This window comes from Armatimonadota bacterium, assembly GCA_023511795.1.
Classification (GTDB): domain Bacteria; phylum Armatimonadota; class UBA5829; order DTJY01; family DTJY01; genus JAIMAU01.
On record JAIMAU010000001.1, the window covers coordinates 187,450 to 211,400 of the forward strand.

Here is a 23,951-nt window from a genome sequence, read left to right on the forward strand (position 1 = left end):
CTAGGAGAGATCCGGCTCTTGTACTACGGCTCGAGCGGCTTCGGGGTCAATGGCTTGGGCTTCTTCTGGAAAGGCAGTATGTACTTCTGTGATAATAGCTTGGTTGCGCAAAGGCTCTGGAATCATCTCCCTAGCAGCTTCTTCATTGCTAGCTTCCACAATAATCCAAGCTGCATGGTTTCCTGAGAAACAGCTCCAGTATACCTCATCAAGCAAATCAGTTGCTCTTGGTTCCAGTTTGTCTAGTGCCCTAATGCACTGGTCTGGTGTATGCATGAACTCTATCATGAATTGCGGCATCGTTTTCCACCTCTTGGAAAAACTTTTGTCTGGGCTTCGGCTCTATTTATTAGAATTTTATTTGGTTTTGATTAGAAACCAAATTGCCATTAAGCTACCATCGCATGCAGACGTTCGATGTCGTAAATGTTATACTTTCTTACCTCGGCAATTTGAGCCTCGTTACGTAGCACAATGGGAAGCATATCCCTCGCTTCTTGCTCATTATCTGCATCCACCATAAGCCAACCGGCGTATTCTCCATCCATATTGCCCCAGTAAGTTCTTCCCAACAGCTCGGGAGTTTTTTCTTTCATTTCATCCAACGTGTGCAAGAACATATCCGGCGTGTATGAGATTTTAATTAAAAACTGTGCCATTTTTTTCAGCCTCCATTTTCAAATTTTTCTCCGAAAATGCTCTGCTCCAAAACAATAGTTAGCGAATCTACAGCACGAACTTATATGATGTGCCTATCTATGAGCTCTAAAACACAACTTTTAGTGCAACTTGGCACATGGCATTCATTTGGCATTTCAAGCAGTTCGTTTTTCAGGCGGTACAGACTTTCTGGTTGTCGGACCACATACCAATTAGGCAGAAGGTACCACCGAAGCCCCAAACGGGCTGCATTTTCGATGGCATTTTGTATATTATGCAATGCGGATGATTCTATGCCGCATACATGATTGTGGTTCGAGCATATAGAGCCGATTAGATAACATCCTCCGTCATCCGCCGGGCCTAGTACTATATCTATCTCGCCTGATGCCAAGGCGTCGAACGCTAGCTCAAACGACCGCACAGGGAGTGTTGGGCTGTTAGTCCATGTGAAAATTATCCCTCTTTGTGGTTCGCACAGTCTTTCAAAGCAGTAGTGAATTTTCTGTTCAGTACTTTTGCCCTTTTGCCGCAAATATTGTTTGGAATCTAAGGCTACTTTTGATAGGATTGAGAGTGCGCTAGGCTGGTTGTAATAAATGACTATTTCTGCATCAGGGATGCTCGAAATTCTTTCCAGCGTGTCGCACGTGAAGCTTTCGTGTATTCGAGCAGCAGACTCGGCATCGAGTGGCGGGCAAAGTTTAGTTTGAACTTTGCCAGGGATTGGTGCATCTACTAAGACAGCAATTGTTCGTTTCATTTTTTCAACGCTTTTTCTGAATATTTGAACTAAGTTTGAGCACCTAAAACATTTTTCAGCATACTTGCAAGCTCTTCATTGCTCGTCAAAGGCATGGAACATTCATTTCGACAGCATACATATACAATCGGCTTTTCTTCTGCTTTGTAGGTGATAGGACCAATGGTAAGTAGGTCCTCATTCGGGTCAAGAAGTTGAACGAGCTTTCGAGGATCGTATGCGTGCAAGCTTGTTTCGAGCATCGCCTGAGTTTCCTCTTTTTTTCGATTGCCAACAAGAACGATATGGATTGGAAAGTTTAGGTATAGGTCAAGGGTAACGCCAAAAGCTGCTCCAAGGACGCTTTCCACCATTTGGGGATGTGCAATCGCATGAAATGTTTGCTCCGCAAAGTCGCGGTATGTTTCGAATCCAGTAAGATATGAAAGCTCTACCAACAATTTTGCTGCCATTACATTTTCATCAAAAGGCTTGTGCCTTTCTTTGAGCCTGCCGAAAGCATTTGGGTCATATAACTGGAAATAAAAGCCTCCATCTTCTTGGTCTCGAAGTTCAGATATCATGAATTTGACCAGTGCTTCAGCCTGATTTAAGTATTTTCGCTGGCCAGTAGATTGGAATAAATCAACAAGGCCTTGTGCAAAGTATACTTGGTCGCTAAGTATTCCAGGAAGCTTTGGTTCACCGTCATTATAATGGCACATCTTCCCGTCTATCATATTCTCATCAAGTATTCGGTCAGCCGTCTTTGCGGCAAAGTCGCGAGCTTCTTTGTCACCCATTGCTTGGAAGAGTCGGCAGTAAGCCGAAATCATCATCCCATTCCAGTCGGTAAAAATCGTTGTATCTACGTCGGGCACGCCAATTTCTAAACGCTCTTTTTCGTCCTTTGAATAGTAATTTTCTCCGGGTATGAATTCTTTTGATAAGTCTCTGCTGCCGACATCCGCATCTTGGCTACCATAGAAACCACCCTTTTGCTGGTCAGACAGGAATCTTCTAACATAGTTCTTGATGCCTGCTGCAACTTCGCCATATTTGTTATCTTTAGTCACCTGGTATGCTTCTAGGTAATTGTCCAGAGCGCCAGCTTGGACATAGAGCATTTTCTCATAATGGGGTTGCGTCCAACTGCCATCCTCGGAGTATCTGAAAAACCCACCCCACACAGGGTCATATATCCCCATCATTCCGTCAAGAGTCTTCAAAGCTATTTTTAGTATGTCCTCATCTCCAGTTTTTTTATATTGGAGGAAAGCAAAATGAATGGCGTCTGGATAGGGAAACTTTGGTTCACTTCCAAAACCACCATGCCAAGGGTCGAACTCTCGTTTCAGCGCAGATGAGAGTTTATCAAGGACGGTTTCGTCTAGTTTGGGCATAGGAGCTTCTGGCAGTTCTCCTGCGTGTTCGATCTCCTCTTCCTGCTCAACAATGCGCATTGTGGTTGTTGCGGTGTGTTCATAGTAGGCTATATTTGTTTCGCATAGCATTCGAATCATAGCGTCAGGCGGAAGATATGTAGAACCGTTGAGAATCCTTCCGTCAGGGGTAAGAATTGCAGTTGTTGGCCACCCGCCAAGCAGGTATCGGTCTTGAACATCTGGCCTCTTGTCGCCATCAATCCGGATTGGAACAAAGCGGTCATTGATTATACGAACGACAATGGGGTCGGCATAAGTGGTTCGGTCCATAACATGGCACCAATGACACCAGGTAGCGCTAATATTGAGAATTATTAGCTTATTTTCCTTCTCAGCTTTTATAAATGCTTCTTTGGTCCAATCCATCCAGCGTATGGTGGGAGAATGCTGTTTCATGGTGGGTGAACCTCCCAGGGTTCAAATGCAACACTTGTAGCTGAAATTTCTTTACTGAATCTATGCCCACATATGGCTGGGCGCCAAACGTGGAATGGAAGAGGTTATTTATACTAGCTAATTGTTACAGCTCGATGACAGCCCTTAGGACTCCGTCCCTACGGTCCCGGGCTAACTCTATGGCTTCGACAACTCGTTCCAGTGGGAAACGGTGCGTTACCATTGAGATTGCATTTATCTTCCCATCGCGGACAAGATTTATTGAGCGTTCGAGAGTGTTATTGCTTCTGCGGATAAGCTTTATTGTTAAGCCCTTTCGACGGACAACGGAGGCCGTGAGAGTCATATTGTCTTCGCGAGGGATGCCGCCCACGAGCACAAGCCCGCCGGGGCGAACTATCTCAGTTGCCTGTTGGACGGCTTCATTTTCGCCTGCTGCCTCGAATACTATATCAAGCCCCCGTCCGCCAGTCGCTGAAATAATCTGTTTAACTAGGCCAGGTTCGTTTGCCTGGAAAGTTCGTGTGGCTCCTAACTTTTTTGCGATTTCTAGCCTTTCAGAGATTAAGTCTGTAACGTAAATATCACCGCAACCAGCTGCTCGTGCAGCTTGCATAATTGAGATTCCAATGCCGCCAGCGCCTAGAATGCCAACCGTTTTTCCCTGTATTGGTTCTGCGAGGTCAACCGCATAGACTCCAATTGCGATTGGTTCGAGCATGGCGGCTTCAGCATAGTCCATAAAGTTGGGAACTTTGTACACCAGGTGTGCCGGCCAGGTCAGAAATTCACGGAGTGCCCCTTGAGTTGGCGGAGTGCCGCAGAAAAGTATGTTTCGGCAGAGGTTATAATCGCCGTTGAGGCATAAGTCGCACTTTCGGCAGGCAATTGCAGGTTCGACTGCAACCTTGTCACCCAGTTTGACATTCAAGACTCCTTGGCCAACTTCGGCGATTGCCCCGGCGAACTCGTGCCCTAGAATTATGGGTTCCCTTACCACTACATCGCCGATTCTGCCATCTCGGAAATAATGGATGTCCGATGCACAAATGCCGACTGCTTTGACTTGTACTAGAACTTCTCCTTCACCGGGTACGGGTTTCTCAATTTCTACCAAGCGTAGGTCTCCTGCTCCGTAAAGCATTGCAGTTCGCATTTTAAGCTCCTAATCTATGTCCTTTCCCATTATTCCATCGCAGGTCAGATTGATGTCTGGCCAGCCATCGTTGGCTTTGTTTATCTGGGTAGCCTTTAGGTATTTGCAGTGATAGTCTGCAAATAGATAATTCCTTCCACCTTTCCAACTGTTCCAGCCTACATGCGGCGTTTCATGATTGCTGAGCCATTCAGCAACGAGGACTTTTTTTGACGGATATTTCACTGCGTGTTGCTTCCAAGTTACGCACGGAATCTTCTCTGTCCAGGTTTGCTCAATTCTTGTCAAACTGTTTATTTGTTCGACCGTATGATAAAATGCCATTGAATATGCATAGGATGTTTTATCATAGGCTGTTGGTGCCTTAGTATCACTGGGGCAAAGAAGAATTAGAGCGTTGTTTCGTTTTGATTTCCATTTATCGTTGGGATCTTCTTCCGCATCCGATGCGAGATATGGCATCAGAGGCCAGCGCCATCTCCTGCCCATCCATAGAAACGGGTCGTTGGTGTTAGGGTAGCATCCGTCATAGTCTTGAAGATACAAACTGAATGCTTGACCGATTTGTACTAGATTTGATTGGCAGGCAACCCTTTGCGCCTTTATCTTGGCAGTTGTAAAGACCGGAAGCAAAATTGCCGCCAATATGGCAATTATTACTAGTACAACTAAGACCTCTATTAGAGTAAATCCTTTTTCTTTTTGGCAAAGATGCAACTACTATTTCCTCCGGAAGCGCCGAAGTTCCATTGCAATAATTGCCGAAGGAACCTCGGTCAAAGTAGCGACCTTTTCAAGTACTCTCGCCAAAGATCGCTCAGCAAGTTCATCAGCGGAGTCATCATTCGGCATTAGTTCGTCTATCGTCTCGGAAATTGCGCGGACTGCTTCTTCAATGTATTTAGCTTTTGCCTGCGGAAGCGTGCGCAATGGCGTGTTGGCATATCGGCGGCTCACATATTCTAACAAGCCCTCCCACGACTTTGCGGCAGCTTTCTCTTCTTTCTGCTTTTGATACGCGGCATCGCGAATTGCTGCGATTTGCTGGTCTTTTGCCTTTGCATGAGCCCAGTCTTGAAGAGTGGTGCCCTCGATGATTCTTAGCGTGAGTGACTGGCCAGTGAATTGCCGAATGGCATTCTCAATTGCCATCTTGTGTTCAGATGTTGTCATGTTGCCGCTTAGATGGAACAAGCCGGGAGCAAATCCGACGACGAACTGCCCTTCATCTATTATTATTGGAACGGAATTCTCAAGGGCTTCCCATAGCGTCCGGTGCATTACTTTAAGCTTGACATGATCAACTACCTTGTTCCATACAGTTCGTATATCGATTTGGGTTTGCATGGCCAAACCTCCTTGATTGCGTTGGTAAAGATACGAATATTAGTCGTAATTAGTATGCCCGTACCTGCCAAAGTATATAGAAGCATAGATGGAAAGTCAAGATTTAAATCTTGACCATCTCTCGTTTTGGAAAATACGCAAAAGTTAAAGATGGCAGGTTATGTTGCAAAAGCCTGCCATCCCGAAATGTTTATATGCCATAAAGACAGAGTGTTGCAAGGTCAAAAGAAATTTACAATTCCCACCCTTTTCTATATGGCGTATTGATAAACCTGTCTGCTTTCGGACAGTTAATCGCTCTCATATTCTCTGAATCCCAGTAGATTGGCTCGCGCGTGAGAAGTGCTAAGTTGCCAAGCAAGCATAATTCAGTGAGACCAGCGGCGTAATCGAAATTTGACATAGCTGGCTCTCCACCTTTACATGCCCGAATCCACTCTGCATGGTGTCCTGGCGAACGAGGCAACGTAGGCTCAGGTTTTTGGAAGTTTGCAAACTTCTCAGCTGGAAGCAGTTCACAAGCTCCGCCGCCATCACCTGGTGCGTACATTATTCCGTTATCACCAATTATTGCAACGCCGCTCCCAGGAAGCTCTTCTTGCCCAATAATACTTGGCGAAGGTTTTAGACCACCGTCGTACCATTTCAAACGCAGAGGGGGCATACTACCTCTTGCTGGGAATGTATAGCGGATTATGGACTGCTTTGGGTATGATTCGCTTGTCATCTCTTTTACGACCTCGGCTTCTACAGATATTGGGTTGTCAAGCTTAAGACCCATATAAACCATGTTTAAAGTATGGCAACCCATATCCCCTAGGGCTCCTGTGCCGAAGTCAATCCATCCTCTCCATTTGAATGGATGGTAGCACGGATGGTATGGTCGTTTGGGTGCGGGTCCAAGGAAAAGATCCCAGTGAATCTCTTTTGGAACCGGTGGAGTCTCACTTGGGCGATTTATTCCCTGCGGCCAAATTGGACGGTTCGACCATACATGCACTTCGCGGACAGGGCCAATAGCACCGGCTTGTAGGATCTCGACACCCTCACGGAGTGCGTTGCTTGCTGTGCCTTGGTTGCCCATTTGCGTTGCAACTTTATATTTGCGGGCGGTTTCGCGCATAAGCCTAGCTTCGTAAATCGAATGGGTCAGCGGCTTCTCGCAGTAGACGTGTTTACCCATTCTCATTGCCATGATCGAAGCGTGGGCATGGGTGTGGTCTGGCGTGCTCACAACAACGGCATCAATCTGCTTTTCCATCTCGTCGAGCAATCTGCGGAAATCATAATATACCTTTGCTTTTGGAAAACGATCTGCGGGAATGCGTGTTTCGTCTATGTCGCAAAGTGCAACTATATTTTCGCTGGCGACGTTATTGAGATTATCACCACCTTTGCCGCCGCTCCCAATTATAGCAATGTTTAGCTTCTCATTCTCACTGTAGCCAAATGCCAGCCGACTCTCGCGAAGGAAAAGAAAGCCTGCTCCTGAGGCTGCTGTGCCTTTAAGAAAATCCCTTCTCGTTATTCTATTTTTCATATCTTTGCCTCCATAATGGTCGGAATGTATTTTCTTAAGAATCTATTACATACGTTGCAATCGAATACCTCCCTGCTTTGTTTTAGTGTTCTTTTGTATGGGTAGCTCAAAGTTGGAGGATATTTAACTTTGGGGGTGACGAAAGTGGCTGACGAGAGAATCATCGAAGTTGCGGAAGGGCCAAGCATTTCATCCAAATTAGGTGAGGGAGTTGAACGCCATGCATCTGCCATTCGTCTCCCTGTTAGTTATGGCATCAAGGTGTGGATAGAAAGACCTTATGAACGAGTATTAGCTACAGTGAAAGAAAAGCTTTTACAAGAGGGTCTAGTGATCGCATACGAAGCTGACGTCCGAAAGTTCGTCTATAATCTTAGCGGTGCAAACTTCCCACATTACACAATATTGGGCGTTTGGCATCCAACGTGGGCGAATCAAGCACTGCATATCGACCTCGACTGCGGCCTTCTTCTTCCATTTGGGCTTGTTGTTTATGAGCAAACGAATGGCACGGTTGTTGAAGCTGTCGATCCAATAGTGCTCTTTGCAATCCCTGGTGGAGCTGACCTTCAGGAGCTAGCTCGCTCTGTAAAAATGAAGCTTGAGGACGTAGTTGACCATGTCTTTGCCCTACTTGATTAGCTCTTCTGGTATTATTAGCTTTTTCCGTTTAGATTGGCATTTGTTGTTGACAAGCGGCAGATATTGAGCTACAAAATGGTTGACTTGCCTGTTATGTTGGAAACTTAGCCAGCGCTCAGGTCTTTAATTGACTTGCTTTTCTAGGAGAATATAATGCTTTTTAATAACCACTTACTACGGCTTATCCTTTATTTCCATGTTGTCTGCTTTAGTATTTTCATTTTTGCAAGCGAAATATCTGCCGCTAGAAACATCATCCTAATGATAGGAGATGGTATGGGCTACCAATATGTGAATGCCGCAAGTTACTATCTTACTGGTGCTGCTGGTAATCTTTCATTCGAGCGGTTCTATAAGTGCGGAGTAACCACATATTCCGCTAACAACCCAATTACGGATTCTGCCGCAGCTGCTACTGCTATGGCAACAGGGCATAAGGTTAATAACAACGTTGTCTCGCAAGCGCCAGATGGTTCGCCATATCAAACAATTTTGGAGTATGCAAAGGAAAAAGGTAAGCGCACCGGTCTTGTTACCAATGTTCCTATTACTCATGCGACGCCAGCTGCCTTTGGGGCACACGAACCATCGAGAAATAATTACATAGGTATTGGCAATGACTACTTAAGCTCATCACGTCCGGATATAATTTTTGGCGGCGGTGATCCTGCGCGCGGTGGGTCAAGTTACTTTAGCACATCCCAAGTTGCAATTGCCCAGACACTGGGATATCAGGTGGTCTATAACAATTCTCAAATGTCCGGTCTAAATCCGGCAACTACCAGCCGTGCCATTGGTCTTTTCGCGGGCGGCGATATGACTTATGAATATGACCGTCTTCCTGATAGCTTGGAACCCCATTTAAGTCAGATGACTATTAAAGCTCTGGATGTCATGAACGCCGATCCCGATGGTTTTTTCCTGATGATTGAGGGAGGATTAATAGACCATGCCGCTCATGGAAATTGGATAGAGCGAACTACATGCGAGGTTGTGGAATTCCACAATTCTGTTCAAGCAGTGCTGAATTGGATGCAGGGGCGGTCAGATACTCTGCTTATAGTTGTTGCTGATCACGAGATTGGCGGTTTAACTGTTACTAATCGAGGTGCTGGTGTTTATCCTCTTGCTTCGTGGACCTCGACAGGTCATACAGCAGCAAACGTACCACTCTATACTACTGGTGCTAATTCGTTTCTGATAGATGCTTACATAACTAATGGAGTGGTAGACAATACTGACATATATTTCTTCATGAGGGACTCTTTCGATATTGTGCCTGAGCCTTCGGGTGTCTTTGTTATTGCCGCTGGAATTTGCATATTCTTTCCAATATACCGAAGACTTCGCCAGTAATAGGTCCTAGCATTTTCGAACGATATTGTCTGCAGGACGGGTAAAAGCCACAAAATTGCAGATGAAATTATTATTATCTTAGTCTGGTTACGTACCAAAGGTTGTTGGCAGGACCTGATGGGGCAAAAGGATATTTTTCAGGTTCCATTGTTATCACATGGCCATCACACATAAGGTAATTGTTCATCCTGGCGTGCATCGGCCGATTAGCGCTCTGCCAATATTTGTTCTTTGTCGGCCGATATCCCATAACCCATTCCCAGTTGCCACATCGGTAGACAAAACCTTCTCCAAAAGGGCTTTCCTCATCTGCAGGTATGCCTTCGTACAGTAGGATTGTTCGCTCAGGTTGCATTATTCGACGCTTGGGAATCCCACAAAGGTATTTAATGCACTGCGGATAAGGGATATCTGGTGGCCATCTTAAATACTCATTCATACTGTAGGTGCGAGGCGAGTACTTTGAGCGCCAACGGCCATTATACGCTGGGCAGCAAAGTAGTCCGTGTTCTCCTCTTCCTCTTTCCTTAAGGTAAGGGCGGATTCCACCATTGCCCTCCTGGTCCCAATATGAGAGATCGCCATAGCGACCGCCAGGGCAGGGAAAAACCCCATCCCAATCGTTTGTGTAGAGGTCGAATGCTATCCCAATTTGTTTGAGGTTTGTTGCACATTGAGATTTCCTACATGCCATCCGTGCGGTGATAATCACGGGGAAGAGTAAGCCAGATAGGAGTGCTGAAATAGCTATCACAACAAGCAATTCGATGATTGTAAAGCCTTTTGAAGAAATTCTCATAATATTTTTTCCTGTTTTAAAATATTAACAATTTTTCGGTAGTTTACCAGGTAAGCATACGAATGTAAACTAAGCAAATGTGAAAAGCTAGTGAATTATTATATCAGTAAGCGGAGAGATTCTTTTTGCTACATTGGGTAAGAGTTTAAGACGATGACTTTAGATTTCCAATGCATTAGTTTTTACGTCAAAAAACTTGCAGAACGTTAGCGTTCTTGTGTAGGTTAAGAAGTCTACGGTATTAACTTGTGATGTGAGGATTAAATGGGAAGGATTTCGGGAGACCAAGCAAGTTGCCAAAATATCATCACTTTTGGCCCCATATGGTTAACCATCTCAGCCATTCTCTTTGCGATAGTGGCCGTCTTGGTGCGGCTTGCTGGGTTGCAAGGTATTTCTGGTTCGGAAACAACATTCGTCCGCTTTATGTTTGGATTGGCAAGTGTGGGACTGCTCCATAAATTTGGCATTGCCCAAATGCATTTTTGCCGGAAGTGGCTACTCGCAGCCAGAGGAATTACTGGTGGTGTTGCAATCCTTTTTTATTATCTTAGTCTTGCGTCTGTCAAAGGACCGGGACAGACTCCGTTAACGAATAGTGTTTTTTTGGGCAACTCCTATTTCATATTTACGCCCATTTTTGGAGCACTTCTGATTAAAGAAAGGCTTAGGTTTGGCACAATCCTTGCGGTTGCAGCTGCCCTTACTGGCTTGTACCTTGTTATTCAGCCGAACTTCAGTCACATAAGGACTGGAGATATCTATGGCTTAGCAGCCGGTGTGATTTCAGGATTGGCGATAGTAATAATAAGGGAGCTAAGGAAAACCGAATCAGCTATCTCTATATTTTTCTCGTTTTGCGTATTCGGGGCGCTGGCAGGTTTAATTGGGATGCTTTTTGAGGGAGCAGTTTTACCCAATTTCTATGGTTGGCTGGTTTTATCGGTAATGGGGATAACAAGTACTGTAGGTCAGCTGTCGATGACTTATGCTCTTCGATGGTCACGCGCTGGTGAGGCGGGAATAATCCAAATGACAACCGTTATTTATTCGTCCATAGCAGGTATTCTCTGGCTGGGCGATCCTTTTAATTGGATGATTTTACTCGGCGCAATTATAGTCCTTGGTAGTGCAGGGTATATTTCTTTAGTTCAAAACTTGCAAGTAGCAGAGAAATAGGCGAACCCCAAAAGACTGATTATTGTTTAAGCGATTCGATATACTTCTCCGCCGATACAGCCGCTATTGCACCATCAGCGGCGGCGGTGATCAACTGGCGTAGGGACTTTCTTCGGCAATCGCCAGCCGCGAAGACACCGGGAACGTTAGTCTGCATTTCCTCGTTAGTCAATATGTATCCTTGTTCGTCAGTTACCACAGTCCCATGAACAAACTCCGTGTTCGGGTCCGTGCCGACAAGCACAAATACTCCCTCCACTGGCAGGGTTTCTCGTTTGCCGGTCGCTACATTTTCAATTACTAATCCCTCGACTTTTTCTTTGCCGAGAATTTCGACGGCGATGGTGTTCCATTTGACTGTGATTTTTGGGTTTTTTAAAACGCGTTCCTGAAGAATCTTGCAAGCTCGCAGAGTATCCCTGCGGTGGATGATAGCAATCTTGCTAGCAAATCTGCTAAGGAATACCGCGTCTTGAACTGCGGAATCACCACCACCAACCACCGCAATCTCTTTTCCCTTGAAGAAAATGCCGTCGCATGTGGCGCAATATGAGACTCCTTTGCCAGTAAGCCGATCTTCGTTTGGAATTCCTAGTCGACGTGGTGTTGCACCTGATGCAATAATAATGGTCTTGGTATGGTAATCGCCGGTTGATGAATGGACTACCTTGTCACGTCTCGAAAGGTCTAACAATTGGACCTCGCTTGAGATTATTTCGAGTCCCAGCAAGCGAGCTTGTTCTTCCATTCGTGATGTAATTTCAAGGCCAGAGGTTCCTCCAGGGAAGCCGGGGTAGTTTTCTATGTGGTCGATGAGAACCATTTGTCCGCCTGGTAAGTATTTCTCAAGCAGTACGGTCTTGAGGCGCGACCGCATTGCATAAATACCTGCCGAAAGCCCGGCGGGGCCACCCCCAATTATAACAACGTCGTATAAATCCAAGTTTTTCATCTTTGTTAGCTTATTCTACCATACTATACTATTAGCCTGGTACAGCCAAAGTCAAATACCAAATAAAGAAAAAAACTTCAAACAGGAATAATTGATGTTCGGTTTTCATTCAAGGAAGAGGCAGTTAGCATTTGGATTAAGCTCTCAGGTAACCCTTGAAAAACTGACTCCTTAAGCACATGAATGTTTTATATGAAAATAAGTTAGGAAAAAGTTTTTAGAAGGAATATGTGGGTAAAAACAAAACATATAAAATTAATTAATGCAGCAGGGTGTCAGATAATGGTTTCCGGCGTGTTCCAAGGCAAAATTTGGGATGTTCTAATAATAGGTGCAGGGCCGGCAGGCTTATCAGCGGCAGTAAATGCAAAAGCAAGAAATTTAAAAGGAATTGTGTTTGACTTCCGCGAACCTGCAAGTAAGCCGAAAATCTACCCTGAGGTAACGAATTACTTGGGACTGCCCAAAGTTACTGGCGCTGAATTAGCTTGTCATTTTATGCGGCACTTCTCGAACACAGGTTTCTTATATAAGAAACAACGTGCGCTCAACGTTGTGCAAGATGGTAACCATGATTTCATGGTTACCACTGACAGCGAAGTTTACCGAAGCTGGACGGTTATTATTACCACAGGCGTGGCCCAATCGCGGGTATTGCCGGGTGAGGAACAGTATCTTGGTAAAGGAGTTTCCTACTGCGTTACTTGCGATGGTGCTTTGTTCCGCGGCAAGGACGTGGTTGTTGTGGGTTATATACCAGAGGGAGAGGAGGAAGCGAATTCGCTGGCAGGATTTGCTCGGCGCGTGACGTATGTCGCAACATACGAAAATGTGAAAATGCTCGACAAGTCGGTTGAGATTATTCACTCGAACCCTGTAGCAATAATTGGAGATGCGCGTGCTCGCGCCATAAAAACACAGATTGGCGAAGTACATGCCGATGGTATATTTATCATACGCGAAGCCGTTCCGGTGACAACATTACTTCCGGGACTTGAAGTGGCCGACGGCTTTATAAAGGTAGATAGACAGATGGCGACAAACATCCCTGGTGTCTTCGCAGCTGGTGATTGCACAGGTGGGCCGTTCCAAATTGCAAAAGCTGTTGGTGAAGGACAGGTGGCTGCATTGAGTGCCGCAAGGTATGTGTATAAACTAAGAGAAAAGGAGATGTCTGAAAATGAGGCAATTGATTCCCGAGCAAGATAAAGAGTTTCTCAAGGCAAAGTTTGCAGATGAATTGGAGAATGAGGTAACAGTTGTTGCGTTTACTGAAAAGGCTGAGAATTTGGAGCTACCCGGCCTGGAATGCGAGTTCTGCAAGGAAACAGCTCAGCTAATTGACGAAGTGGCTGAGCTTTCAGATTTAATTAAGGTTGAGCACAGGGAGTACACGCCATCCGATGAAATGGTGGCTAAGCTTGGAATTGACAAGCTTCCGGCGATTATACTAATGGGTGACAATATTAAGGGCATTCGATACTTTGGTATTCCAGGTGGGTTTGAATTCAGCTCATTAATCGAGGACATTGTGGATGTTTCAAAAAACGTCACCGATTTATCAAATGAAGCCAAGGAAAAAGTCCGAGGTATCGACCAGGATGTTCACATACAAGTGTTTGTCACACCAACTTGTCCTTACTGTCCGTCTGCTGTTCGGATTGCTCACCAAATGGCGATTGAGAACCCAGAGCATATAATGGCAGATGCAATCGAGGCAACCGAATTTCCGCATCTAGTCAGCAAGTATGACATCAGCGCAGTACCGACAGTGGTGATTAACGACAAAGTTCAATTTGAAGGTGCATTGCCCGATTACGAGTTCGCAGAGAAAATTGCCGAGGCTCTAAGCGCTTAAAACAGATACGGGATGGGGAGTTAGAACCCCCATCCCGTAAATTTTTCTAGTTCCGTTATATATCACTTAACAAGGTCGCGGATAGCCTGAACAAAAGGTTTTCGGAAAATTTGCTTTGAGATTTCCTCCAAAAGTTTTATTGCCATTTCTCTTCTTGAAATTGCTGGAGTGTACATAAAAGCATCGGTCTTCTTGTTGCCAAACCGTGCCTGGACTAAAAAACCTTTTCGCGCTAGCTTAGACATCGTGAGCATGATAGTTGAATAAGATAGTTCTCGTCTAGGATACATTATTTTAAAAACTTTTGATGCTGTAATTGGTGGTTCCAAGTCCCACACAATGTCGAGAATTTGAGCCTCTAACTCACCCAGTGATTGGCCGTCTAGACCTTTGCGAATGCCCACGTAGTCCTTTATTCCAGTACTGCTGTTCAATTAGTCACTCCTTTCTAAAATTAAAATTATATCTTACAACGTGTTATATGATAGATGGTTATGCTGAATGCTGTCAAGAGGCATGAGGAAGAATTAGAAATTTCTTTTTTGTTGCTGTTTAAATTAACTAGGCAATTGATTTTAGGTGGTTGATAGCTTCTTCAATTGTTTCGGCTCTAATTATAAGTTCATCCAAGCGAAGGAGTTTAAATGCTCGGTCAACGGGTTCAGTTAGGCTAACTAGAACAATATCGCCACCTTTTTCGGTTGCTCTATTTTTCGTATCAAGGAGAATTCTGAATCCTGCGCTGTCAATATAAACCATATTTCTTAAATCGAAAATAATTTTGTTTCGCCCGGTTTCGAGGAGGTTATCGGCGGCCTCCTTTAATTTTTTGCTAGTAATTAAGTCGCATTCACCCTTGGCTTCAATTATGGGAATATCGTCAATATAGTGAATATCTACATCTAGTTTTGAAACATGCCAAGTTTCTGCCACCGTTCTCGCCTCCTCTTTGGAGTATATATACCCATCTTGCAGCAAAATTTCTCAGCAATTGGTAGAAAAGCTGGAAGGTTTCTCAGGGAACAGCCTTGCGTAAGCCCTATAGAAGGAATTAGGATGCATTGATGGTATTCCATAATTGGTAGGGGTTTCATAATGATAATAGGCATTGGTACCGATATAATTGAAGTAAATAGAATCAAGGACTGCCTCGCTCAGCATCCAAAATTTACAGAGCGGGTGTTTACCGATGCCGAGAGGGCTTATTGTTTGTCCCATGCTGACTGGGCAGAGCGGTTGGCTGGGAGATTTGCCGCAAAAGAAGCTATCGCTAAAGCGCTTGGCACACGATTGAGGTGGCGTGACGTCGAGGTGCTTCCTGATGCTACTGGGAAACCGGTTGTGCACCTGCGAAATAAGGCGGCAGAAGCCCTGGGCAAAGGCAAGGTGCTTGTGAGCATATCCCACTGCCGTACTAATGCAGTGGCGTATGCAATCGTTGTGTCGGATTGAGGGGTATAAAGCTTTAGTGTATAATTGCGCTGTAGGTGGTCAGCTTGAAGGTAGCGACAGCCAAACAAATGCATGACTTCGATAGGCGTGCGGCTGAGGAATTCGGCATCCCGAGTATTGTGTTGATGGAGAACGCCGGGCGGCATGTATTCGAGTCAGCTTGCGACATCCTCGGCCGCGTTTTTGGCAAACGAGTAATCGTTGTCGCTGGCAGCGGTAACAATGGCGGTGATGGGTTTGTTGCCGCCCGCCATCTTCGCGATGCCGGCGCCCAGGTTATCGTTCTTCTCCTTGCCCATTCAGAAAAAATTAAGGGTGATGCGAAGACCAACTTTGAAATACTCCGCAATACAGGCGCAGATATTCGGCAAATCTCTGAGGCCTCGGCGGTCGTGTCGCTGTTAGCCCAAGCCGATTTAATTATTGATGCGATATTTGGCACTGGTATCAAGGGAGAGGTTACAGGCGTTACCAAAGAGATAATTAAAGCAATCAACGATTCCGGACGGCCTGTTATAGCAGTGGATATCCCATCCGGGGTCGATGCCGACACTGGGCGAGTATTGGGTATCTGCGCGAAGGCTGATGTTACGGTGACTTTTGCTCTACCTAAACTTGGAATTGTTATTTACCCTGGAGCTGAGTATGCAGGCCGTCTGGTTGTTGGGGACATTGGCATTCCAAAACAACTCTACGATGAGGTATGTATTGAGCTAACCGATGCCCAAGATATTGCCGCAAAACTTCCAGCTAGACCCCCAAATGCGCATAAGGGAACTTTTGGAACAGTCGTTGTTATAGCTGGTTCGGCAGGGTTGACCGGTGCGGCAGCGATGGCTGGTGAATCAGCTCTGCGTGTGGGCGCAGGTCTTGCAGTCGTTGGCGTTCCAAAAAGCTTGCAGGATGTTATGGCTGTTAAACTTACCGAAGTTATGACCAGCGGACTGCCCGAAACCCTTGAGAGGTCAATCAGCACTCAAGCTTTGGATGCGGCGCTTGAGCTTGCAGACAAAGCTACTGCCGTGGTGCTTGGCTGCGGATTAGGTACCCACCCGGAAACTTGCAAATTTGTCCACGCCTTTGTAAAAGCCCTCAAAAAACGCGCGGTGATTGACGCGGATGGGCTAAATGCGCTTTCCAAGAATACCAGCGTTCTTGAGAGCAGCCACGCCGAGTTTATTCTTACCCCACACCCTGGTGAGATGGCGCGACTGCTTGGAACTGATATTGCAAGCATTCAGTCTGACAGGGTAGGAGCGGCGCAAACGGCGGCGCAGCACTTTCAAAGCATAGTTGTTCTTAAAGGTGCTAGAACGGTAATTGCGCATCCCGATGGCAGAGTGCTTATTAATCCCACAGGTACATCCGGACTTGCGACGGGTGGAACAGGAGACGTACTCGCCGGCGCAATCGGGGGGCTACTAGCCCAAGGAATAAGTCCATGGGATGCGGCAGCGTGCGGCGTATATGTTCATGGTAGGGCGGGCGAGATCGCCGAGCGAGATGTTGGGTCACCTGGAATGCTTGCAGGCGATGTTATTCGCGCATTGCCTGCCTCGTTGAGGGAGCTTTATGCTCTCAAGTAAGCAAAGGGGGTGTTGACTTGCGTGCTATCATAATCTTAGTACTAATTTTCTCTGTTTCTGCTGCCTTTGCCGTGACGGCGCCGATAACTGTTCCCTCTGCAGGTGAATACTACTACTGGTTTTCCTATACCGATGCAAAGGGTAATGTAATCCAGACAACGCCGAGAAGCTTTAAAGATAAAAGGGCGACAGCTGAACTGCCGCTTGTAAAGGATGCCGTTCCAAAGTGCAAGCTTTATGTGCTAGATGGCAAGTCTGGCAATGAGGCAGTAATTGAAATCGAGCCTAAAAAAGACGAGCTATTGAAGTTTGACCTCAAACCGGGCGACTTTAACAAGGTGCGGCGTGTCGAAATAAGCGTTTTGGGTGCAGAAACAGGCAGGCCTGCTGCTGCTTGTATCGTAAAGCTGGAGGATAGCGAGAAGAAAATACAAGTTCAGACTCTTGATCCAATGGCCGAAGGGGTAGCCACATTTCTTGATGTTGCCTCAGGCACTGCAAGAGTTACCGTTAAATATGGCGAAGACCGCATGTCAAGCCAGGATATTGATATTCCGTTAGACCGCGAGGAACTCACAGCTCGTATAAGTGTCCCAGTGGTTGGCGACATTGACACCATTCAGTCGGCTGAGCCAACGAAGGAGGCAGAGAATGGCAAAGAAGCAGCAGGGGATGCTCCACAGCGTGTTGGAAACCGATTGGATTGGCTTACCGGATTCATTGGCTTGGTGCTATTTGGAGTGATTGTTTATAGTGCATATGTGCTAATGCGTAATCGAGGTGCACGTTTCCAAGAAATTCTTCGTAAGATGGGTGTGGAAATTCAACCAGACCAGGTCTCGGCAAGCACTAGTCAAACTCAATCGCAGGCATCGCCAGTTGACCCAACGGTGTGTCCGTTTTGCGGTGGAAAGAAGGACCCAACTACTGGAGCATGTGCCTGCACTGTCGGCGCGCCCGGCATAGCGGCAGTGCAAGATGCTGGCTCAGGCCCCAGGTTGATTGCTACTCAAGGTCCATATGTTGGAAGCATTTATCAGATTTTGACCAATGAAGTTACAATCGGGCGTGACGAAGGCAACAGCATTGCTTTTGCGCAGGACCCTACAACCTCACGCAGACATGCAAAAATTACAAGCGAAGGTGATACGTATAAGATTATTGACCTAGGTTCATCGAACGGGACATTTGTGAATGGAATCAAAGTAACCGAGCGTATACTGAGCGCCGGTGATGAGATTCAGATTGGAAGCAATAAGCTAAGATTTGAGACGTAATTTATGTCGCTTAATTCAAAAGTTATATTAAGTTTCCTAGCGTCTACGTTTGGTGCGCTTTTAGCATGGGTTATTGTTGACTTCAACCCATGGTATCGGCTTCAGCCCGGCCCGACCGTTGGCACGTTTATGAAGCAAATTTCCGAACAATGGTTTGTTGGAGCTATTTTTGGAACAATGGTTGGGCTTGCAATAGGCTATGTCAACGGTTTGTGGGCAGGAAGCTGGCCGCAGATGAAAAGGAACCTCGGCTGGGGGGCGGTTGTCGGCTTCTGCGGTGGTATATTAGGCCTTGTTTTTGGACAACTCTTTTTTGGAAGCCTTTATGTAGACCCGCTTTCTGTGCCGCCGCTTTCTGTTATGCGGCCTTTCTATTTCGTTTGGGGTATTATCGTACGTGCGATAGGTTGGGCCTTGATTGGTTTGTTTATCGGAGTTGTTCAGGGGTTGCCTTCTGGTTCGAAACGGGCGGCACGCCACGGTGCAGTCGGAGGCTTGCTTGGTGGTTTTGTCGGTGGCACGCTATTTGAAATTGTTCCATGGATTTTGCCACCCGGAACGAAAAATCCGGGCGTTGTGAGCAGAGCCATCAGCATGACGGTTACCGGCGCATCTATTGGCTTTTTTATAGGACTAGTTGAAACTCTTCTTAAACAAGCGTGGATTCGCGTAGTTCAAGGTAGAAATGAAGGCAAAGAGTTCGTTATTTCAAAACCTCGGACAACTATCGGACGAGACGAGCTTGCGGATATTGCATTGTTCGGCGATAGGAATATTGCTCCTTTGCATGCGGTAATCGATGTCCAGCAGGGAAGGCACATCCTGCATGATGCAGGAAGCTCAATTGGTACGCTAGTCAATGGGCAAAAAGTCACTCAAAGTGTGCTCAAAGATGGGGATATTATTGAAATTGGTTCGATGCGCCTAGAATTTCACGAAAAGGCTACTGCATCTAAGATTCCAAGGCAAGTTGATGTTCCGGAAAGTCCTCCTTCCAGGCCGATTCCGCAGGCGCCAGGCGTATGTCCGTTCTGCGGAGGCAGGAAGGATCCAAACACAGGATTATGCGATTGTTCAATTGGGGCTTCACCTACTTCTCAGACAATTTCAGCTCCAATGGGTACTGTCCCGAGACTGGTTGGAATTAGTGGTCCATATGCTGGGCAGTCGTTCATATTGGCTTTGGATACACCTACAACTATTGGGCGCGAGCCTGGGCGCAGCATTCAACTTCCAATGGACACAACTGTCTCGCGCAAACACGCACGAATAGTAAACGAAAGCGGTACTTTCGTCGTATATGACGAAGGGAGCTCAAATGGCACAGTTGTAAACGGTATGCGAGTTAACCGTCAGGAGTTAGCGCCGGGAGATATGATAGCATTTGGGGCCTCGCAATTCAGGTTTGAGCAATGAGTGAAAAGGAATATGCTGATTACTCAGAAATTGCTGGCTATTTTGACGTCGGCAGGAGGCTTCCCGAAGAGGCAATCGCACAATGGGTAAATTTAATTCGGAGGCGAGGCCGTCTTGAAAAGGATTCATTGTGTTTGGATTTGGGATGCGGCACGGGGCGGTTCGCTATTCCGATTAGAGAGATTACAGGTGCATATGTGATAGGCGCCGACCTTTCAGCCGAAATGCTAAAGCATGCGGCCAGCAAGCCTGGTGCTGAAAAAGTAATGTGGGTTAGGTGTGATGCTGAGCTTACGGCTTTTCGGAATGGAATCTTCCAATGCGTGTTCATGTCGCTTTTACTGCACCACGTTAATGATATGAGACGGGTGCTTTCGGAGTGCCGGCGATTGCTAAAACCCGGCGGAGTCTGTCTTATTCGCACGACTGCCCATGAGCAGATGGATACCATGCCGGTCTATCGTTTCTTTCCGAAGGCATATGAGATTGATCGTAGACGCCTGCCTTCAGTTGACATTATAGAAGAAGAGCTTCGCCGTGTGGGCTTCCAGAAGGTTTGGCATGAGACCGTCACCCAAGAGCTGGTTTCAAGCGTTGAAGCATATCTCGACAAAGTGCGAAATAAAAACATCTCTGCTTTGACGCTTATAAGTGAGAAAGATTTTGCCGAAGGTCTTGCGCGAATGGAAGCGCATTTCAGGGAGGTTGGTCCCGAGATTAGCCTTGCCGAGGTTCGAACAGAGGAGCTGACATTAATAGGGGCTGAATGATTGTAAGGTGGGTTTTTCTAATTCTCCACAACCCATTTTCTGGAGGTAGGTAATCATATGGAACAAACAAGGATTATCCCGCCTGGTGGCGATGACGGACCCGACGTACGAACAAGGGCTCTTGATGCCGCGATGGAAAAAACTGCAATGGCTGGCGTACTTAGGGCGCTTGACATTGAATGTTTTCCCGGCAACCGATATGCCTTAAGTACTGAACCATCAAGGGAGCATGTTCTGATACAGCTAAAGTCAGCGCCTGGCGTGATGGGTCGACGCTTGCCGCTAAACATAGCGCTTGTGATTGATAGGAGTGGCTCTATGGAGGGCGAGCCCCTTGATTATGTAAAGCGGGCTTGTGGATATGTTGTTGACCTCCTTGAGCCAACTGACATACTCTCGATTGTTACCTTTGCTGAGCAGGTTGATGTTATCATGCCTGCTCGCCGAGTTATAAATAAGACGCTTTTAAAGGAGCATATAAATCGCATTGAAGTTGGCAATACTACCAACCTATATGATGGAATCGTTGTCGGGGCTAATCAGGTTATATCGGCATATTCTGAGGGGTACCTGAACCGTGTGTTACTGCTTACCGATGGCGAGCCAACCGCTGGCATAAAGGATTTTGCCTCAATAGTGGGCCAGGTTGCCGAACAGAAGAGTAGGGGTATTACAGTAACTGCTCTAGGTTTTGGCCCCGAATATAACGAAGAGTTGATGGCAGGAATTGCGCGGCAAAGTGGTGGAAACTACTACTACATCTCTCGTCCCGAACTAATTCCAGAAATCTTCCGCCGCGAGTTGGAAAGCTTAATGACAATCACAGCGCGCGATATACGCCTGCGTCTTGGTTTGTCGCGTTGGGTGCAACTTCGCCAAATATATGGCAAACAGCCGTCGTATGGCGAACGCTACGCTGAGGTCAACTTAGTGGACATAGAGCGAGGAAGTGCAATCTCAGTCCTCTGCGAACTTGAGTTTGCGCCGCGACCGGCTGGTATCTACAGGGTTATGAAGGCTGAGGTCTTTTATAATGATGCCGTGAGCAATCGAAATGAGGTCTTGTCTGCTGATATTGAGTTTGAATTTACACCAGAAAAAACGCTGATTCCGACAGGGGTCAACCCTATTGTCAAACAAGAGCTTGAGGTGGCGCTTGCTTCAAGGAACCTGGAAAAGACAGTCATGGGAATGAAAACTCAACAACTCTCAGCGATGGCGGCAACCGCGGAGCTTGAGCGGACAATGAACATTCTGCTTGACCAAGGTCGTGTGCAAGAGGCAGAGGAAGTAAAGAAAGCAATTGACTCTGTTAAGCGCGGCGGACCAGACGCAGAGAAGACCCTAGTTGGCACTATTTATAACCTGGATCAGGGAAAAAAGAAATAGCTCAATACCACCGAATTAATTAATTCGGTAATTAGCCAAGCAAGATTATCTTGAAGGGGAGATTTTCATGGAAATAGACCAGCCACAAACTGAAAAAACAATGGTTGCGCAGCCTGCTCCAGGGGAAGCTACTATAATCGGCACGCCGATAAAATGTCCTGTGTGCGGTATGGAAAACAACCCAAGCGAGAAGTATTGTGGTGACTGTGGGTTTTTGCTTTCGATGGTTCCTGCCGATGCTACGCCAATCAAGGACTTGTCTGCTTTTCCTAAAATTGTAGATAAGGTGAAGGGACGCGAATTTTTCCTCCACTCCGGTGAAAATACCGTCGGACGTGAGGCTGCGGATATTCTTCTCGAAGATCCAACCGTTTCCAGGCGTCATGCCATAATCACATTTGACGAATCAGGTTGTTGGGTGGAGGATATTGGAAGCACAAATGGCACATTCGTGAATGGACGGAAGGCAGAAAAAGGCGAGAAAATTCAAATTGGTGATGGTGCGGAAATTAAATTCGGAGGTTCAGTGCTAATCTTAAATCTCCCTCAAGTTGCCCCAGGAGTTGCGGAAGAAGCTTCTCCCTTGGGGGAGGGAGCGACAGCCGAAGCAGAAACCGAGCAGGTTGAAGAAGCTCAAACTCAGTTGGAAAAGGCTGATGAAATCGCTTCTGAGCAGGAGAAATCTGTGGCGCGTCTTGTCGTTGTTTCCGATCCCACTAAGGTTTTTGAAATAAAGCCTGGCGTAAATGACATTGGCCGCCGATCAAGCGCAGCTGTTCCTGTTACATTTGATGGATATGTATCCAGCATTCATGCGGACCTTATTGCAGAGGGCGAAGGGTTTTTTATAACAGATATGGGCAGTACTAATGGCACGTTTGTGAATGGAGTAAGAATTTCACCTGGCATGCGCAGTGTGCTTTCAAACGGCGATGAAATAACCATAGGAATGACTACATTGCGCTTTGAAATCTTTTCAGCAGAAGGAGAGCCAGCAAGCTCTGATACTCAGCCGAAATTGCCCGAAGGTAATGAATGACGATGGAACAGACGGAGATTACTGCAAGAATTGATACCGGAGATTTAATACAAGGTTGGGCTAATAAGAAAGGTTTAAGACCAGGTGTGATAGTTAGCACACGACTTGGGGCAAAAACCGATCTTGGGTTAGTTCGCGAGAATAACGAAGACAAATTCGAATTCTTCGAACCTGAGGAGCCTGAGCTTCTTGCGGCAAAGGGACTGTTCTATGCGGTGGCGGATGGCATGGGTGGCCATGCATCTGGCCAAATCGCTAGTGAACTTGCCCTTAAGATGATAATCAGGAACTACTATACTGATTTTTCTGAAGATATAGAGCAGAGCTTGGAGGCGGCATTTAAAGCGGCAAATGCATACATCTACGATGTTGGTCAAAGCATTCCTGAGCGGTCTGGGATGGGGACAACATGCACAGCGGCGGTGATTTGTGAAGATAAACTTCACATTGCACATGTTGGCGATAGCCGCGCATACATGATTCGAAGCGGCAAGATTCGCCAGCTTACGCAAGATCATTCTTGGGTTGCGGAGCAAGTACAGCGTGGAGCAATGACAGAAGAAGAAGCGATGATGTCGCCATTTAGAAATGTCATCACTAGATCGCTTGGGGTGACTCCTGATGTCGAGGTAGATTTTTACCAGGAAGAGCTTAAAAGAGGCGATGTCATCCTTATGTGTTCTGATGGTCTTTCCGGGTATGTTTCGGATGCCGAGATATTAGAGATAGTTTCAGAAGCAAGCCCTGCGCTGGCGGCGCTGAAGTTAATAGACCGTGCAAATGGACATGGCGGTGGTGATAACATTACCGCGCTAATTGTAAGCATCAAAAGCATAGACAGATGTGGTAGCAAGCGTAAAATCAGGAGATTATTTGATAGGTAGAGATCTCTGCTTTCGATACCCAAAGAAGAAGGCTATTATGGGAATAAAAAATCTCACAATTCGGTC

The 23,951-nt window shown here is 46.3% G+C and carries 25 protein-coding genes; 13 read left to right on the forward strand and 12 right to left on the reverse strand.

Annotation, left to right across the window (positions count from 1 at the left end; all coding sequences use genetic code 11):
• From K6T99_00820 to K6T99_00855, 8 genes are all read right to left on the reverse strand, one after another.
• Nucleotides 1-300 (reverse strand): hypothetical protein, encoded by a 300-nt coding sequence (locus K6T99_00820; protein MCL6518352.1) that lies wholly within the window; start codon nucleotides 298-300, stop codon nucleotides 1-3.
• Between the two features lie 89 nt (nucleotides 301-389).
• Nucleotides 390-659 (reverse strand): hypothetical protein, encoded by a 270-nt coding sequence (locus K6T99_00825; GenBank protein ID MCL6518353.1) that lies wholly within the window; start codon nucleotides 657-659, stop codon nucleotides 390-392.
• Nucleotides 660-739: 80 nt separating this feature from the next.
• A complete protein-coding gene (locus tag K6T99_00830) occupies nucleotides 740-1,423 on the reverse strand; it encodes a DUF2064 domain-containing protein (GenBank protein MCL6518354.1) in 684 nt (227 codons plus the stop codon).
• Between the two features lie 29 nt (nucleotides 1,424-1,452).
• Nucleotides 1,453-3,243, reverse strand: coding sequence for a DUF255 domain-containing protein (locus K6T99_00835; protein MCL6518355.1), 1,791 nt, complete (start codon nucleotides 3,241-3,243; stop codon nucleotides 1,453-1,455).
• 124 nt (nucleotides 3,244-3,367) lie between these two features.
• Entirely contained in the window at nucleotides 3,368-4,399 is a 1,032-nt protein-coding gene (locus K6T99_00840; GenBank protein ID MCL6518356.1) for an NAD(P)-dependent alcohol dehydrogenase, read from the reverse strand.
• Nucleotides 4,400-4,408: 9 nt separating this feature from the next.
• Complete coding sequence (locus K6T99_00845; GenBank protein MCL6518357.1) at nucleotides 4,409-5,116, reverse strand: DUF1559 domain-containing protein; 708 nt, start codon at nucleotides 5,114-5,116, stop codon at nucleotides 4,409-4,411.
• Between the two features lie 3 nt (nucleotides 5,117-5,119).
• Entirely contained in the window at nucleotides 5,120-5,746 is a 627-nt protein-coding gene (locus tag K6T99_00850; GenBank protein MCL6518358.1) for a hypothetical protein, read from the reverse strand.
• Nucleotides 5,747-5,978: 232 nt separating this feature from the next.
• Nucleotides 5,979-7,286 carry a Gfo/Idh/MocA family oxidoreductase gene (locus K6T99_00855; GenBank protein ID MCL6518359.1) on the reverse strand — a complete coding sequence of 436 codons (1,308 nt, stop codon included), beginning with the start codon at nucleotides 7,284-7,286 and terminating at the stop codon, nucleotides 5,979-5,981.
• Nucleotides 7,287-7,430: 144 nt separating this feature from the next.
• Here K6T99_00855 and K6T99_00860 point away from each other — a divergent pair, with 144 nt between their 5' ends.
• The gene (locus K6T99_00860) at nucleotides 7,431-7,928 is read left to right on the forward strand and encodes a DUF302 domain-containing protein (GenBank protein MCL6518360.1); all 498 of its coding nucleotides are present in this window, start codon (nucleotides 7,431-7,433) and stop codon (nucleotides 7,926-7,928) included.
• A gap of 153 nt (nucleotides 7,929-8,081) precedes the next feature.
• On the forward strand, nucleotides 8,082-9,284 hold the full coding sequence (locus K6T99_00865) for an alkaline phosphatase (protein ID MCL6518361.1): 1,203 nt from the start codon (nucleotides 8,082-8,084) through the stop codon (nucleotides 9,282-9,284).
• 73 nt (nucleotides 9,285-9,357) lie between these two features.
• Here the strand turns inward: K6T99_00865 and K6T99_00870 are convergent, their stop codons facing one another.
• Complete coding sequence (locus K6T99_00870) at nucleotides 9,358-10,083, reverse strand: type II secretion system GspH family protein (GenBank protein MCL6518362.1); 726 nt, start codon at nucleotides 10,081-10,083, stop codon at nucleotides 9,358-9,360.
• Nucleotides 10,084-10,347: 264 nt separating this feature from the next.
• Here K6T99_00870 and K6T99_00875 point away from each other — a divergent pair, with 264 nt between their 5' ends.
• The gene (locus tag K6T99_00875; protein MCL6518363.1) at nucleotides 10,348-11,262 is read left to right on the forward strand and encodes a DMT family transporter; all 915 of its coding nucleotides are present in this window, start codon (nucleotides 10,348-10,350) and stop codon (nucleotides 11,260-11,262) included.
• Nucleotides 11,263-11,281: 19 nt separating this feature from the next.
• Here K6T99_00875 and trxB read toward each other — a convergent pair whose 3' ends face one another.
• A complete protein-coding gene (trxB, locus tag K6T99_00880) occupies nucleotides 11,282-12,214 on the reverse strand; it encodes a thioredoxin-disulfide reductase (GenBank protein MCL6518364.1) in 933 nt (310 codons plus the stop codon).
• 282 nt (nucleotides 12,215-12,496) lie between these two features.
• On the opposite strand from trxB, the gene K6T99_00885 reads away from it, so the two are divergent.
• On the forward strand, nucleotides 12,497-13,423 hold the full coding sequence (locus tag K6T99_00885) for an NAD(P)/FAD-dependent oxidoreductase (GenBank protein ID MCL6518365.1): 927 nt from the start codon (nucleotides 12,497-12,499) through the stop codon (nucleotides 13,421-13,423).
• Nucleotides 13,395-14,072, forward strand: coding sequence for a thioredoxin family protein (locus K6T99_00890; GenBank protein MCL6518366.1), 678 nt, complete (start codon nucleotides 13,395-13,397; stop codon nucleotides 14,070-14,072). Before K6T99_00885 ends, K6T99_00890 begins: the two co-directional genes overlap by 29 nt.
• Before the next feature lie 62 nt (nucleotides 14,073-14,134).
• On the opposite strand, the gene K6T99_00895 is transcribed toward K6T99_00890, so the two are convergent.
• Both K6T99_00895 and K6T99_00900 read right to left on the reverse strand, forming a co-directional pair.
• Nucleotides 14,135-14,506, reverse strand: coding sequence for a BlaI/MecI/CopY family transcriptional regulator (locus tag K6T99_00895; GenBank protein MCL6518367.1), 372 nt, complete (start codon nucleotides 14,504-14,506; stop codon nucleotides 14,135-14,137).
• A gap of 127 nt (nucleotides 14,507-14,633) precedes the next feature.
• On the reverse strand, nucleotides 14,634-15,005 hold the full coding sequence (locus tag K6T99_00900; protein MCL6518368.1) for an STAS domain-containing protein: 372 nt from the start codon (nucleotides 15,003-15,005) through the stop codon (nucleotides 14,634-14,636).
• A 162-nt stretch (nucleotides 15,006-15,167) separates the two neighbouring features.
• On the opposite strand from K6T99_00900, the gene acpS reads away from it, so the two are divergent.
• The 8 genes from acpS (at nucleotide 15,168) to K6T99_00940 (ending at nucleotide 23,885) form a co-directional block, all read left to right on the forward strand.
• A complete protein-coding gene (acpS, locus tag K6T99_00905; GenBank protein MCL6518369.1) occupies nucleotides 15,168-15,524 on the forward strand; it encodes a holo-ACP synthase in 357 nt (118 codons plus the stop codon).
• A gap of 44 nt (nucleotides 15,525-15,568) precedes the next feature.
• Nucleotides 15,569-17,110 (forward strand): NAD(P)H-hydrate dehydratase, encoded by a 1,542-nt coding sequence (locus K6T99_00910; protein ID MCL6518370.1) that lies wholly within the window; start codon nucleotides 15,569-15,571, stop codon nucleotides 17,108-17,110.
• Between the two features lie 17 nt (nucleotides 17,111-17,127).
• Nucleotides 17,128-18,387, forward strand: a complete 1,260-nt coding sequence (locus K6T99_00915; protein MCL6518371.1) for an FHA domain-containing protein — start codon at nucleotides 17,128-17,130, stop codon at nucleotides 18,385-18,387.
• Between the two features lie 3 nt (nucleotides 18,388-18,390).
• A complete protein-coding gene (locus tag K6T99_00920; protein ID MCL6518372.1) occupies nucleotides 18,391-19,803 on the forward strand; it encodes an FHA domain-containing protein in 1,413 nt (470 codons plus the stop codon).
• Complete coding sequence (locus tag K6T99_00925; GenBank protein MCL6518373.1) at nucleotides 19,800-20,573, forward strand: class I SAM-dependent methyltransferase; 774 nt, start codon at nucleotides 19,800-19,802, stop codon at nucleotides 20,571-20,573. The genes K6T99_00920 and K6T99_00925 overlap by 4 nt, the downstream gene beginning before the upstream one ends.
• 57 nt (nucleotides 20,574-20,630) lie before the next feature.
• Nucleotides 20,631-21,962, forward strand: a complete 1,332-nt coding sequence (locus K6T99_00930) for a VWA domain-containing protein (GenBank protein MCL6518374.1) — start codon at nucleotides 20,631-20,633, stop codon at nucleotides 21,960-21,962.
• Between the two features lie 67 nt (nucleotides 21,963-22,029).
• Nucleotides 22,030-23,001, forward strand: coding sequence for an FHA domain-containing protein (locus K6T99_00935; protein ID MCL6518375.1), 972 nt, complete (start codon nucleotides 22,030-22,032; stop codon nucleotides 22,999-23,001).
• Nucleotides 22,998-23,885, forward strand: coding sequence for a Stp1/IreP family PP2C-type Ser/Thr phosphatase (locus tag K6T99_00940; protein MCL6518376.1), 888 nt, complete (start codon nucleotides 22,998-23,000; stop codon nucleotides 23,883-23,885). Before K6T99_00935 ends, K6T99_00940 begins: the two co-directional genes overlap by 4 nt.
• Nucleotides 23,886-23,951 lie beyond the last annotated feature (66 nt).

Bases quoted from the DNA above. Each gene is read 5' to 3' on its own strand.
- K6T99_00820 (MCL6518352.1), bottom strand. From the start codon at position 300: ATGCCGCAATTCATGATAGAGTTCATGCATACACCAGACCAGTGCATT.
- K6T99_00925 (MCL6518373.1), top strand. From the start codon at position 19,800: ATGAGTGAAAAGGAATATGCTGATTACTCAGAAATTGCTGGCTATTTT.
- K6T99_00825 (MCL6518353.1), bottom strand. From the start codon at position 659: ATGGCACAGTTTTTAATTAAAATCTCATACACGCCGGATATGTTCTTG.
- K6T99_00840 (MCL6518356.1), bottom strand. From the start codon at position 4,399: ATGCGAACTGCAATGCTTTACGGAGCAGGAGACCTACGCTTGGTAGAA.
- trxB (MCL6518364.1), bottom strand. From the start codon at position 12,214: ATGAAAAACTTGGATTTATACGACGTTGTTATAATTGGGGGTGGCCCC.
- K6T99_00835 (MCL6518355.1), bottom strand. From the start codon at position 3,243: ATGAAACAGCATTCTCCCACCATACGCTGGATGGATTGGACCAAAGAA.
- K6T99_00830 (MCL6518354.1), bottom strand. From the start codon at position 1,423: ATGAAACGAACAATTGCTGTCTTAGTAGATGCACCAATCCCTGGCAAA.
- K6T99_00935 (MCL6518375.1), top strand. From the start codon at position 22,030: ATGGAAATAGACCAGCCACAAACTGAAAAAACAATGGTTGCGCAGCCT.
- K6T99_00890 (MCL6518366.1), top strand. From the start codon at position 13,395: ATGAGGCAATTGATTCCCGAGCAAGATAAAGAGTTTCTCAAGGCAAAG.
- K6T99_00855 (MCL6518359.1), bottom strand. From the start codon at position 7,286: ATGAAAAATAGAATAACGAGAAGGGATTTTCTTAAAGGCACAGCAGCC.
- K6T99_00940 (MCL6518376.1), top strand. From the start codon at position 22,998: ATGACGATGGAACAGACGGAGATTACTGCAAGAATTGATACCGGAGAT.
- K6T99_00850 (MCL6518358.1), bottom strand. From the start codon at position 5,746: ATGCAAACCCAAATCGATATACGAACTGTATGGAACAAGGTAGTTGAT.
- K6T99_00885 (MCL6518365.1), top strand. From the start codon at position 12,497: ATGGTTTCCGGCGTGTTCCAAGGCAAAATTTGGGATGTTCTAATAATA.
- K6T99_00875 (MCL6518363.1), top strand. From the start codon at position 10,348: ATGGGAAGGATTTCGGGAGACCAAGCAAGTTGCCAAAATATCATCACT.
- K6T99_00870 (MCL6518362.1), bottom strand. From the start codon at position 10,083: ATGAGAATTTCTTCAAAAGGCTTTACAATCATCGAATTGCTTGTTGTG.
- K6T99_00865 (MCL6518361.1), top strand. From the start codon at position 8,082: ATGCTTTTTAATAACCACTTACTACGGCTTATCCTTTATTTCCATGTT.
- K6T99_00930 (MCL6518374.1), top strand. From the start codon at position 20,631: ATGGAACAAACAAGGATTATCCCGCCTGGTGGCGATGACGGACCCGAC.
- K6T99_00920 (MCL6518372.1), top strand. From the start codon at position 18,391: ATGTCGCTTAATTCAAAAGTTATATTAAGTTTCCTAGCGTCTACGTTT.
- acpS (MCL6518369.1), top strand. From the start codon at position 15,168: ATGATAATAGGCATTGGTACCGATATAATTGAAGTAAATAGAATCAAG.